Origin of the sequence: Bacillus sp. EKM501B (genome assembly GCF_011800505.1) — a bacterium.
GTDB classification, from domain to species: domain Bacteria; phylum Bacillota; class Bacilli; order Bacillales; family Bacillaceae_G; genus Bacillus_A; species Bacillus_A cereus.
This window is the reverse complement of record NZ_JAALFZ010000012.1, coordinates 99,441-112,013: the sequence shown is the minus strand read 5'-3', so window position 1 is coordinate 112,013 and position 12,573 is coordinate 99,441. Positions and strand designations below refer to the sequence as shown.

Below are 12,573 nucleotides of genomic sequence, written 5' to 3'. Positions count from 1 at the left end.
AACGCAAGTACTTAGAAATTTTGGTACTTGCGTTGCTTTTAACTGTGTTTTAGAAATCTAATAGTGTGATGAATTTTTCTATGCCTACTACATGTATTAATAATGGTATACGAGGACCATTTGATTGATTCATAATGAGCTTATATATAATAGTGAATAATTGTTTTTGATTTTCTTTCATTATTTTTTTATTTTCATGATGACAAATCGCATATAATTGCTCCATTAAGTTAGAGTAATCTTTATTAGAACGAAGTATTTTACAAACTTCTACTAGCCATTCTTTCTGCCTTTCATCTAATGTATAGTAAAACTCTTTATTTTTCTCCTGATTTACCGCAATTAATTTTTCAGATTGAAAGTTTCTTATCCAATACTCTGCGCGATTACTTATCGCTCTCATTTCATCTAATGCATAGCTCCTATCTATTTTCTTTAATATCCCCTGTAAAATCGTAGAATCAAAATTTAATAATGGTAACGTTCCTGCTACTTGATTAAATTTCGGATATTCTTTAAACTCGCTATCAACTTTAGAGAGTTTAATTGCATCAAATAAATCTTCATTTTTGAGCGTTTTATTTTCATAGCTATCTTTCAATCGTTCATACTCTGTATAATTACGAATCACATCTTCATCCAACCCAATATGAAAAGCAGCGCCTGGTTTGTATTTGGCAAACATAAAGAGAATTACTTCTGGTATATACACTTTCAATAAATCGCTTGGTGTAATGCTATTCCCTGAAGAACTAGACATTTTTTCATGATTCCCTTTAATACCAATGAAATCGTAAGCAACGTAATGAGGCGCTTCACGATTGAATATTTTCCTTGCAATTTCTTTCGATACATTATAACTGCCTGTTTCTGATGAATGATCTCTTCCACCCGGTTCAAAAATAACATCCTCTATCATCCATCTCATCGGCCAATCGATTTTCCAGTTTAGTTTCATTTTATTTGTATTTAATACGGATAACTCTTTTTCATTTCCGCATTCACATTCATACCGGACTGTTTTTAATACTTCATCAAAATGTGTAATAGTTGTTGTATCTTTTCCACACCTCTCACAATATAATGTAGCTGGATAAAAATCGTTTCGCTCTTCTTCACTAGACTCTCCAGTTTTAAAATCCATTAAAATATCATATATTTCTTTTCGTTTATACAAAGCCTCTAAAATATTTTTGTTATACCTTCCGCTTCTATATTCATCATATTGATAAATAAATTCTACTTCAATTCCAAATGCTTGAAGCGATTTTTCAAACTCTTTTTCAAAATGCTCCGCATACGAGTTATGACATCCAGACGGATCTGGAATATCACAGTATGGCATACCAATATACTTTGCAAAAGATGGATCAATATTTTTTGGAACTTTTCTAAATCGATCATAATCATCCCACGAAAATATAAAACGAGTCTTTTTCCCTAAACCTTGAAGTGCTCTTACTACGAAATAAGTCGTTACGATTTCACGAAAGTTCCCAATATGAACAGAACCTGAAGGACTAATTCCAGATGCACAAACAAACGTTTCTTTATTTGGATGTTTCCTAATTAATTCATGTGCTACTTCATACGCCCAATGCATTTATTGCTCACCTCAATTATTTTTTGTTTTCGTATTCTCAGTTTTATGCAATAAAAAAACTCCCACCCCCAAGATTATTCATCTTGAGGACGAGAGTTGTTAGCTTCGCGGTACCACCTCAGTTTGTTAATATGTCACCATATTAACCTCTTCAGGTACGGCAAAATATGCTTATACCCTATCTCTATAACGGGAGAACCCGTCGCACCATCCCTAAATAAATTAGTTCCTTGCGCAGCTCCAAGTCTTTTTTCGTTAAGATGTATACCGCTCTTTCTCAGCTACCAGAGCTCTCTGTACGTATTCTTTCTTAACTACTCTTCTCTTCCATGCCATTTTAAATATTAGTTTTTTAATATGATAATTTATAACACTTTTATTGTCAAACTTTTCCGAATCAAAAACATATAATTACCTAAAAAAATTCTTTATCGCTTCTAATTGAATTTTATGACTACACTCATCACAACAATATGCCCCGTTTGGTTTTTCTTTAAATCGCTTATATTTTTCACTGCCTTCGTAAACACGAAATATATTCTTACAAGAAAAGCAAACAATCTCATAAAACATCATATGCATTTTCCTCTCCTTGTTTATACACTTTTTTAATCACTTGTGAGAAGGTCATTTTTCTACAGCATAAATTTTAATATCCTTTGACTAAAAGGTTTACCTCTATTCTTATCGAATTATATTAATATCTTATAACGCGAGGTGAACATCTTGTTCAGTAATATAGAATTAGTTTTAGATGCTAAAGCAAGTTTAGCTGAAGGACCATGTTGGAATGAAAAAAAGCAACTTTTATATTGGGTTGATATTATGGAGAGAAAATTATGCATATACAATCCTACCGCTAATACGAACCGAGTAATTGCACTCAATCAACAAATCGGCTGTGTTGTTCCATATTTAGAGGATGTACTACTCTTAGCTATGGAAAAAGGCTTTTATTCTATTAATATAAATACCGAAAAACTGACACATATTTTTGACCCTGAACCACATTTAATAGAAAATCGTTTCAATGATGGAAAATGTGATCCAGCTGGTCGTTTCTGGGCAGGTTCTACAGATACATACGGTATGAATGCTGCAGGTTCCTTGTATTGTTTACATCATAATTTAAGTGTAGAGAAAAAAGTTTCACATGTAAATACATCAAATGGAATTGCTTGGTCACCTGATCATACATACTTTTACTTTATAGATACACCTACTAAAAAAGTGGTTCGCTATCAATATAATATACGTACTGGAGACATTCATAATCCAATTGATGTAATCATTTTCTCTGAAAATGATGGTCTACCTGATGGTATGACAATTGACGAAGACGGCTGTTTATGGATTGCACATTGGGGAGGTTCAAAAATAACTAGATGGAATCCATCTACTGGAGAACAAATATTAAATATTCCAATTCCAGCTTTATATGTAACATCATGTACATTTGGAGGACCTAATTTAACAGATTTATATGTTACAACAGCCAGAACAAGAATGACTGATGACGAATTAAAAGAGTATCCACATGCTGGTGGTATTTTTCGAATTCAAACAAATGTTAAAGGCTGTCCCACCTATTCATTTTGCAATAAAAATATTGGAGCTGAAACAATGTGAACCGTATCGATTACATAAGACAAGAAGAAAAGAAATATCACGGCCTTTGCTATGAACAATATAAACTATTTGAAATTGGCTCTTGGCTGTACAAACCGGTTAAAACAGTTATGGACTTGATGGATCACTTTGAAGGACAAAACAACTTGCAAGTACTTGATCTTGGCTCTGGCATCGGTAGAAATAGCATTCCAATTGCACAAATAATAAAAAATTATAATGGCACTGTTACATGTGTTGATTTACTTGATTCCGCTTTAACAAAGCTAAAAATTTATAGTAAAGAACATGATGTATTCGAGGTTATAAAAACAGAACAAGCAGAAATTGAAAACTATCATATTGACTCTAACGCTTATGATTATATCGTTGCAGTATCAAGTTTAGAGCATGTTAAATCAAAAGAAGATTTTAAAAAAGTGCTCCATTCTATGAAACAAGGGACAAAAAACGGCGGTATTAATTGTTTAATTATTAACTCTAACATACAAGAAATTGTTTTAAAAACGAATGAAGAATTAGAAGCTTTAATTGAAATTAATCTCCCAACTGATGAAATGATACATCTATTAAAAAGTATTTATAAAGGATGGAAAGAAGTAAAAGTTGAAATAAAAGAATTAGCTTATAATATGGTTCGTAATGAAAGACACATTCAATTAAAAACAAATGCTATAACGTTTGTAGTTCAGAAATAATCGTATAATAAAGATATGGTTATTTCTCTCAGATTTATTTTTATTGCACGAAATTTGCAAGTATAAATATTTATGAAACAAAAAAATAAAAGAGCACTTGTTTCCGCAAGTGCTCTTTTGGGGATTTTGAGATACCCTATTAACGAAAGTTAAGGTTACTTAAAGTTAAAAGGTATTTATATTATATGCTTGTCCTTTTTATTTGTGCATAATCAATATATAAACATCTTTAATCATTCTTAATAACTTTTAGTTATCGTTCTTTCATACATTTTATCATTAAGAAATTGATTGAAGGTTTATTTACTATGTTCTTATTTGGTTCATCAATTTCCGAAACTTGTACTAATCCATATTGATTAAAATCTTTTTTTATAGATTCAGAATCATAGAAGAACATTTTTACACCTTCCATTATCTCATAATAATCTTTATCCAACTGTTTTCCTTTTCCGTACATGGGAGCTTTTTTAGAAACAGTTGTAAAAACCATATATCCTCCTGGTTTTAACTGATTATAACAATCTTCAATAAATTTCTCTCTTTCGTGTCCATTCAACAAATGAAGAAGTGCATGACTAAATATCCCATCATACAGTTTATTATCAAAAGGCATTTTGTTTACTGAACCGTGATACATACTAACATCTTCTAGTCCGTTTTCTCTTGCTAAATCGATCGCTGTTTTCGAAATTTCAATACCTGTTACATTTATACTATTTTCGATAAATACCTTTGCGTTTCTACCATATCCAATACCGGGAACTAATATGTCCTTAATGTTCTTTTCTAGAAAAAAATCTTTTGTTAAAATTGCAGATTCTGTAGGTTCAAATCCCCACATTGTTTGTTTCTCAATAAAACTTGATTCCCAAAATTCCATTTTATTTTTATCTCCTTATTCTTATCTCATGTTTAATATCACATGAAAGACCTATTTATTTTAACGTTGCTTTTTTCACCACAGTCACTATAGCTCCATTGAATATAGCATATTAATAAGCCTATATCTAATTTAAAGATTGGCTGAATATCTATTCTAAATATTAACTTTTACATTTAGAAAAAATAAAAAATGCCAATAATTCAATTGTATATTGGCATTTCACATAAGAAATTATCTTTTTATTTTGTGCTGATCTAATGTTTTTTCTAACATTTCTAAAGTTATCGGTTGAGCTTTCTCTATTAATTGATAACCAATACGCCCATTCGGCTCAGCTGTAACTTGCTGCAAAATCTTTAAATCATGTATTCCTTTTTCTCTTAATTGCATATAAAGTTGTTGTTCAGACATTTTTGCCTTCATCAAGTTCGCTTTAATAATCTCTCCATTTTCAACAATTACAAAGCTACTGCCATTTAGGAATTGTTCCGCCTTCCTTGATTTCAGTTCAAAGAAATGAATGATAAGAAGTACGCTTGCAAATATTACAGCTGCAAATATAGATGGGACTACTTTCCTACTTAATACAGGCTCTACAATAATACGCGCAATTGATACTACTATAATGATTTCAGCTCTTGTCATTTGGCTAACAGATTTACTACCTGTCATTTTTAATGCAAGAATCCCAGTGAGAATTAAAATAATGCTTTCAACAATAATATGCATAATAGCCCAATCCTTTAATGGTAAATGTTATTAGCATTCTAGATGCACTTTAAACTTTTTGGTGAAGATTAAAACTTACATATATAGAAAATGGATCTATTTAGATCCATCTTTTTTCAATAAGAATTTGATGATCTATTTTCTATTGTCAAAAAAACAAAAGCACCCAAATGGATGCGTATAGATTAAACTTATTCATTATTACTTTCTCCACTTTGATCATCAACTGATTTCGAGTCTAACATGCTGCCTATATCAGGCGGTAAAGCTAGCTCTATACCAGCTACTGGTTGATTATCTTCATTAAACCATTGTTTCTTAAATTTACTCAATTCTTCATTTTTCTTATTTCCATCCATATTACCCCGCCTTTTATGTACGTGATATTAAATACTTTACTTAATATGTACATTGAGAAAGATAATATACGATTTGTACATAATGAAAGAGCAACAACCCGTTGTGCCTATTAAAAATTAACAAGTACATGCTACTCCTCGTTTTATTATCATATTAATGACAAAATATATGTGAGCTACGTGACAAGTACGTTGTCATTTTATTCATATGAGACAAATACTTTTAAAGGAGTAATTATTCCTTGACTTAATTCCTCAAAACATTTTTCAAGTGCAGTATAATGAATTTCATGTTGAAAAATCTCTTCTATCCATGGCGTCTGTTCTATTTGACTAAAACACCAATCTGCATGTTTTTGGTAACCATATCCATCACTTGAACCAATGATTTTCAATTCTTTTCGATAAAAGTCGGCGGTTAATGTTAAGTCTTCTATATTACCATCAGAAAGAATACATATCGCTCTATTACTATTAATAGCCTTTTGTAATGTGTGAAACCCTCTATTTGTAGCAAAACATTCCAAACCGTAATTATATGTTTCTATTATTTGTTTTTCTGAATCAAAGAGGTTTTTCGCACCAAACTTCTTTGCAAATTCTCTTCTATTTTTATTAGGCTCAACAACATCCACATGCTCAACACCTATATAGTATTTTAAGAAATAACAAGCGAGTAAACCGATAACTCCCATTCCAGTAATAAGAACTTTTTCATCCTGTCGTAGGTCTAGCTTCAATACCCCTTTAGCAGCATCACACGAAAGAATAGATAATAAAGCAACTTTAGGTTTTATATAACTAGGCACTCGAATTACTTTATCTCCCTTTACTATTCCTATCGTTTCATGCCCATAAAAAGAAACTACTTTATCACCTACGTTTAAATTTGTTACTTTATTACCAACTTGAATAACTTCACCATAACTTTCATATCCAGTTTTTCTAGGATAGATAGGATTTGTATCTGAAACATCCCATTCTTTATACTGTGGTAACTCTGCTCCAATACTTATTGCACCTGCGATTGTTTTTACGATAATTTCATCATCCTGTATAGATTTAATTTCGCGCGTTTCCCACTTAAGCCGTTTTGGTCCTTCTAAAACTAATTTATTTTATTCCATTTATAACCCTCTCATTTTATAAAAAAATATTCTCACTACATTTCAAACAATGTATAATAAATTCATCTAAAATTTAAGCTATAACGTTGGCTAGCACCCAACAGTGATAATATGATAATTGAATTTGATAGATATGGAATTAATGAGTATGTTATTGGCTTTAACTGTTCTCTACACGAAATACAAACAATGTATTTAAATGTTAAAAGTGAAGAGTTATCTAACGAAGATCTTCTAAGCTTATTTTGTGTACGGTATCACTATGAAAAACTCCCCAAATTACTACAAGAAGAAGTCCTAAGCGATGTTGTCATTGATTTAGATACAGACTATATTTATATCCCTAATAGATAACAATACACTAGATTAAATGAATAGAAATTATGATTCAGCTAAGTGTTTAATAACATAAGTGAATGCCCAAATTAATGTCGCAAATTGAGTGACAAAATACATTGTCCATTCAAAACCAGTCAATTTTCTCTCTCGTCTAACCCTTTTTAAATATCTGTAAAATATAAATGTACTTAAAAACATTAGTAATAACGATAATTGCTGTAAATCATCGACTATACGTACCCCCATAGACTCCATCACCCTCCTATTCAAAGTAAATGCTATACTTTAAGGATATCACCTATTGGTAGTTTATTTCCATTTTGTTTTTATATAAACAAAAAGAGCACTCAACAATTGAGTGCTCTAAAAAGTATTATCGTAACACTTTTCTTCTACTTTTTATAACTCAGTTCTATCACTTCCGGTGTATGATTGTTATCATATTTCCTTTTATAGAGGTAACGTCAGGAAAATACGAATATACAACGTTAAGGAATTTTCATTACTTTATAACCATTTTTAAGTTATATTCAATAACCATGCTTTGACATTGTCTAGAGCATGGTTATTTTTTAAATAAATATAAATCTGCTTAGTTGATTTTTTAGTTCAGCAATTTATTGAATTCATTAACTGGAAGAAGTATTCAGGTTTGTGAGTTTTATTTAGATTATACCATGAATGTAATGTATCTGGTGCAAATACATCTAATTTTTTCAGTACTTCCATCGCAAATTCCAGAGGAGCTATTCCTGATGCAGTAACTAAATTCGCATCAGATACCGCAGATCCCAACTCATAGAACTTTTCTCCTTTATAGTTAGGACATACCATTTTAGTGTATTCTAAATTATTAGTTGTATGCTTTCTAGTATCTAAGTATGCCATATTTGCAAGGGCCTCAGTTGCACCACAAATTGCAGCAACAATAGTACCAAACTTTAAAGCTTGGCCAACTCTTTCCAAGATAGGTTGATGAATCTCTTCACTCCAAGTAGTCCCTCCTGGTAAAATTAAAAGATCTTTACTCTCAAAAGTACATTCATCAAGGGAAATATCTGGTTTTATGCTCAGTCCCCCCATAGTAGTAATCATTTCTTTATTAGCTCCTACTGTAATTACTTTTAAAGGTACTAAATCTTTTTTAAAATATCTTCCTGAATTTAGTTCGGTAATTAAATATCCATATTCCCAGTCCGACATTGTATTAAATACATATAGAAAAACTTTTTTTGTTTGCATCCCATATCACTCCAATCACAATTGATATGGATATTATAATATAACTTCCCTGACAGTTAACGTCAGGGAAGTTATCATACTTCATGAAATTTTATTAATTCCGACAGAACTTCAATAAGTCTTTTCTTAAGACTTATTGGCTCAATAACTTTAATAGATTTATTGTACGGTAAAAGTAAATAAGGTACATATGTATGTATCATATCTTTTTCAAGAAGAAAAACTGCTTGATTTGAAGTTCGCACTTGTAAATAATGTCCTAAAAACCAATGTCGGCAAATATCATCCAATACACTTTTATCCCCACTAATAACCAAAGAAATAATCCCTTCCTTATCTTCTATAGTTGGAAGAAGATTTTTTATAAAAAAGTCACGTGCTGAAAAATTTTCTGGCCGGTTAAACTTATTTTCGGTTAGCATTAAATTTTCAATTCGATCTACCCTAAAACTACGGATATCATTCCTAAGATGACAAAATCCAATCACATACCACCTATTATTCCAATAGATAATTCTGTACGGATCGACCAATCTATAATTTAATTGCTTTTTCCCACTTTTATAATAAAGAATTTTTACTGAATACCCATCAGTTACGGCCTCCTCCAACTCCTTCAAAAAATGTTCCATAGAGGATGAACTAAATCGACTTATTACTTCTAGACTACTTAAATGTCGGTTTATCTTTGCTTCCTGCTCTTGATTTGAGTATTTACTTAGTTTTGAAATGGCCCTATTTAATGCTTCACCTCCATAATATCCGGCTTCTTCTGCAAAAACAGCAGCGTGAAATAGTGAAGTTTGCTCTTCAAAATCAAAAAAAAGAGGAGCCTCAATAAAATTGTTTAATAACGTGTATCCACCGTTATGTCCTGGTTCTGAAATTATAGGTACACCACTTGTTGAAATTGTATCAATATAACGATACACAGTCCTTATATTCATCTCTAACTTTTCTGAAATTTGTTTTGCAGTAATTTTTTTACCTGAGCGAAGCATCCATAGAATCGCTAACATATTATCAATTTTAGGCATGTAATTCCACCTCTCTATGGAATTTATCCCTTATTATATATTTCTGATTTTTAGTATAACTCATCAACTGTTCCTTTCCGATAGCTTTCTAAATAATGAGGCCCTAGACACATTTGTAATTTCACAAATTTGATTTACATTCATATCTACCTCTTCATAAAGCTTTACTGCATAATTCATTCCTGCATGATTTTTATGGTATTTCTTTAACCAACCTTTAAATTTCCCTTCTTTCTTATTCAGTTCAATCCCTTTATGTTTCCACCTACGGATCAGATCACGTTCTAATTGGTTTACACCCGCCATAACCTTAATTAAGCATTGGCTTTAGGAATTATCTTCTAATAAATCGATCCATGTATCTTTGAAGGATTATAATTATCATCCTTATTATAATATTCAGTTACAACAATAGCTTCAATTATTATAGCGATACACACAAACAAAAGAATTATTTTGCGTCTCACAACAAAGCTACTTATTCATTTTTTTCTTTTTTAAATTGGAAGGATATATGTTCCAATTGTTTGATTTCCTCTATTATTTTACGAATTCCTTCTTCAATCCTATCTTCCTTTACATTCGATACGTTTAACTTTAATAGTCTTTCTTTCGGAAAACCTCTCACATAATTTTTATCAATTGTATCAATACTTATTTGTTTTTCACTTAGTCTTTGGAAAAACATTTCTGAAATACTCGTTTTATGTAATTTTAAACAAGTATGAATTCCAATTGTATTATGCTTTTTATATGTGAATAAAAGTGGGTTTTCACTATGAGTTCTTTCTAGTGTTTCTGCTAATTTTTTAGATCTATTGTGATAGGAAGATTTAATTTTATTTTTATGACGTTCAAACATACCACTCTTTATATAAATTTCTAAAGCCGCTTGAGAAATCATCGGACTATCAATATCTAGTATTTTTTTGTATGTATAGAAAGCATTTGCAATGGATCGTGGGATGACCGCAACTCCAACCCGTAAACCTGGAAAAATAATCTTCGAATAACTTTTCAAATATATGACATGACTACAATTATCCAAGCTATATAACGGATCTGCTTTTGAATCAGTTTCTAAATCTGCTAAATAATCATCTTCCACTATAAATACATTGTATTTCTTAGCCAATAGTGTGATTTTTTCTTTCTCATCTTTAGAATAAGACGTTCCAAGCGGATGATGATATCTCGGTATCGTATAGAAGAATTTTATTTTTCCAGTTTGAAATATTTGCTCCAATTCATTCAAATTGATACCTTCATTCGTACGTTTAATACCGATTACAGGAACTTTATTTATTTCTAGATAATCAATATATAGATGATATGTTGGCTGTTCAATTAATACAGTTTCATTTCCATTCGGAAATGGTATAGAAGTTAATATAGCAAGTGCCTGCTGAACACCTGACGTTATAAAAATATTTTCTTCTTTTGTAAAGACTTGATAATTTGCTAGTTGTTTTTGAATAACTGGTATTAAAGATGGTAACCCTTTCGGCGTTCCATATACAAACAAATCATTTTTATACGTATCAATAGCCTTATTAATACAATGTTGAAAATCTAAATATGGGAAAACATCTGGATCTGGTGCTGAAGAAGCGAAATCAATTATCACGTTATTTTCTATGGTATTTCCAGATTTTTTAACAACGTAGTACCCACTTTGAGGCACGGAATAAATAATATGACGCTTTTCTAATTCGTGAAGTGCTCGTATAACTGTTGCTTTATTACATTCATATTGTGTAACGAGTGACCGTATAGACGGTAATTTCTTTCCTTCTTTTATCACTCCATGTTGAATCATGTTTTCTATATCATTTAAAACATGTAAATACTTATACATTATGACACCTCTTACGTTTATTTTGTACCGGTACAGTTTGTATTTGTTCACATTGTAGCACTAGATCAAAAAGATTACTATGTACGTATACTGGCCAGTAAGAAATTAACTACTATGAGGTGAAATTATGAAAAATACAACAAAAGCATATATATCAGCATTACTCTATTCATTTATTATTGGATTTTCCTTTTTATTCGTGAAACTAACACTAACCATTACAAGCCCTCTTGATACTCTGGCTCATCGTTTTACAGTTGCTTTCATAGCAGCAAATATTCCGGTTATTTTTGGATTCGTAAAGTTAAATATATCATTAAAAAACATACTTTCCCTTTTACCAATTGCGATATTTTATCCAGCACTTTTTTTTGCTTTTCAAGCTTTTGGCTTAGTGTATACAAGTTCATCTGAGGCGGGAATTATACAAGCGGCGATCCCTATATTTACGATGATGTTAGCTTCCTATTTTTTGAAAGAGTATACGAATACATCACAAAAAATCTCTGTACTCATCTCCGTCATCGGTGTCATTTATATATTTATAATGAATGGTCTAGGGGCTTATGAAACTAGCGTCATCGGCGTTATTCTTATTTTGTTATCGGCATTATCATCTGCTTTCTATAATGTATTAGCACGAAAAATGGCGAATAATTTCAAGCTAATGGATTTAACCTACACAATGACAGCGATTGGCTTTATTAGTTTTAATTTAATTGCTATCGTCAGCCATATAAACAAAGGGACATTAACTATATACTTTAAACCATTTATGAACGGAACATTTCTTATTTCCATTTTATATTTAGGTTTGCTATCTTCTTTACTAACCGCATTGTTATTAAACTATTCGTTATCTTATATTGAAGCAGCTAAAATAAGTGTTTTCAGCAACTTATCTACACTTATTACAATTATCGCGGGTGTTGTATTCTTACATGAACAAATCGCATACTATCACATCATCGGAACAATCTTGATTGTTCTTGGAGTAGTGGGCACAAACTTCTTAGGAAAAAAAGGGATTGTAGTAAAGAAGAAGAATACTTCCTTAAGTAAATAA

General features: G+C 31.0%; 14 protein-coding genes, 1 pseudogene and 1 other annotated feature. Of the genes and pseudogenes, 4 read left to right on the top strand and 11 right to left on the bottom strand.

Annotated features, from left to right (window positions below):
• Window positions 1-49 precede the first annotated feature (49 nt).
• Both lysS and HFD78_RS20535 read right to left on the bottom strand, forming a co-directional pair.
• The gene (gene lysS / locus HFD78_RS20540) at window positions 50-1,603 is read right to left on the bottom strand and encodes a lysine--tRNA ligase (RefSeq protein ID WP_000558624.1); all 1,554 of its coding nucleotides are present in this window, start codon (window positions 1,601-1,603) and stop codon (window positions 50-52) included.
• A gap of 82 nt (window positions 1,604-1,685) precedes the next feature.
• Window positions 1,686-1,942: a binding site (T-box leader), on the bottom strand.
• Window positions 1,943-2,014: 72 nt separating this feature from the next.
• Window positions 2,015-2,185 carry a DUF2197 domain-containing protein gene (locus tag HFD78_RS20535; RefSeq protein ID WP_000551047.1) on the bottom strand — a complete coding sequence of 57 codons (171 nt, stop codon included), beginning with the start codon at window positions 2,183-2,185 and terminating at the stop codon, window positions 2,015-2,017.
• 144 nt (window positions 2,186-2,329) lie between these two features.
• Here HFD78_RS20535 and HFD78_RS20530 point away from each other — a divergent pair, with 144 nt between their 5' ends.
• Window positions 2,330-3,232 carry an SMP-30/gluconolactonase/LRE family protein gene (locus HFD78_RS20530; protein WP_000492419.1) on the top strand — a complete coding sequence of 301 codons (903 nt, stop codon included), beginning with the start codon at window positions 2,330-2,332 and terminating at the stop codon, window positions 3,230-3,232.
• Window positions 3,229-3,930 carry a class I SAM-dependent methyltransferase gene (locus HFD78_RS20525; RefSeq protein WP_001079476.1) on the top strand — a complete coding sequence of 234 codons (702 nt, stop codon included), beginning with the start codon at window positions 3,229-3,231 and terminating at the stop codon, window positions 3,928-3,930. Before HFD78_RS20530 ends, HFD78_RS20525 begins: the two co-directional genes overlap by 4 nt.
• A gap of 253 nt (window positions 3,931-4,183) precedes the next feature.
• On the opposite strand, the gene HFD78_RS20520 is transcribed toward HFD78_RS20525, so the two are convergent.
• From HFD78_RS20520 to HFD78_RS20505, 4 genes are all read right to left on the bottom strand, one after another.
• The gene (locus HFD78_RS20520) at window positions 4,184-4,813 is read right to left on the bottom strand and encodes a class I SAM-dependent methyltransferase (RefSeq protein ID WP_000397591.1); all 630 of its coding nucleotides are present in this window, start codon (window positions 4,811-4,813) and stop codon (window positions 4,184-4,186) included.
• A 234-nt stretch (window positions 4,814-5,047) separates the two neighbouring features.
• On the bottom strand, window positions 5,048-5,545 hold the full coding sequence (locus tag HFD78_RS20515) for a DUF421 domain-containing protein (RefSeq protein ID WP_000547583.1): 498 nt from the start codon (window positions 5,543-5,545) through the stop codon (window positions 5,048-5,050).
• 191 nt (window positions 5,546-5,736) lie between these two features.
• The gene (locus tag HFD78_RS20510) at window positions 5,737-5,904 is read right to left on the bottom strand and encodes a hypothetical protein (protein ID WP_000348947.1); all 168 of its coding nucleotides are present in this window, start codon (window positions 5,902-5,904) and stop codon (window positions 5,737-5,739) included.
• Window positions 5,905-6,104: 200 nt separating this feature from the next.
• Window positions 6,105-6,971 carry an alcohol dehydrogenase catalytic domain-containing protein gene (locus HFD78_RS20505; protein WP_227751904.1) on the bottom strand — a complete coding sequence of 289 codons (867 nt, stop codon included), beginning with the start codon at window positions 6,969-6,971 and terminating at the stop codon, window positions 6,105-6,107.
• A gap of 171 nt (window positions 6,972-7,142) precedes the next feature.
• On the opposite strand from HFD78_RS20505, the gene HFD78_RS20500 reads away from it, so the two are divergent.
• Complete coding sequence (locus HFD78_RS20500) at window positions 7,143-7,385, top strand: hypothetical protein (RefSeq protein WP_033667972.1); 243 nt, start codon at window positions 7,143-7,145, stop codon at window positions 7,383-7,385.
• Window positions 7,386-7,412: 27 nt separating this feature from the next.
• On the opposite strand, the gene HFD78_RS20495 is transcribed toward HFD78_RS20500, so the two are convergent.
• From HFD78_RS20495 to HFD78_RS20475, 5 genes and pseudogenes are all read right to left on the bottom strand, one after another.
• On the bottom strand, window positions 7,413-7,616 hold the full coding sequence (locus HFD78_RS20495; protein WP_000538968.1) for a hypothetical protein: 204 nt from the start codon (window positions 7,614-7,616) through the stop codon (window positions 7,413-7,415).
• A gap of 363 nt (window positions 7,617-7,979) precedes the next feature.
• A complete protein-coding gene (locus tag HFD78_RS20490) occupies window positions 7,980-8,612 on the bottom strand; it encodes a type 1 glutamine amidotransferase family protein (RefSeq protein WP_001193605.1) in 633 nt (210 codons plus the stop codon).
• Window positions 8,613-8,686: 74 nt separating this feature from the next.
• Entirely contained in the window at window positions 8,687-9,649 is a 963-nt protein-coding gene (locus HFD78_RS20485) for a helix-turn-helix transcriptional regulator (protein ID WP_001124139.1), read from the bottom strand.
• A gap of 63 nt (window positions 9,650-9,712) precedes the next feature.
• Window positions 9,713-10,021, bottom strand: a pseudogene (locus HFD78_RS20480) (helix-turn-helix domain-containing protein); the annotation flags it as partial.
• Between the two features lie 106 nt (window positions 10,022-10,127).
• Window positions 10,128-11,507, bottom strand: coding sequence for an aminotransferase-like domain-containing protein (locus HFD78_RS20475; RefSeq protein WP_000280133.1), 1,380 nt, complete (start codon window positions 11,505-11,507; stop codon window positions 10,128-10,130).
• A 127-nt stretch (window positions 11,508-11,634) separates the two neighbouring features.
• Between HFD78_RS20475 and HFD78_RS20470 the strand changes: the two genes are divergently transcribed.
• Window positions 11,635-12,573 (top strand): DMT family transporter, encoded by a 939-nt coding sequence (locus HFD78_RS20470; protein WP_000799577.1) that lies wholly within the window; start codon window positions 11,635-11,637, stop codon window positions 12,571-12,573.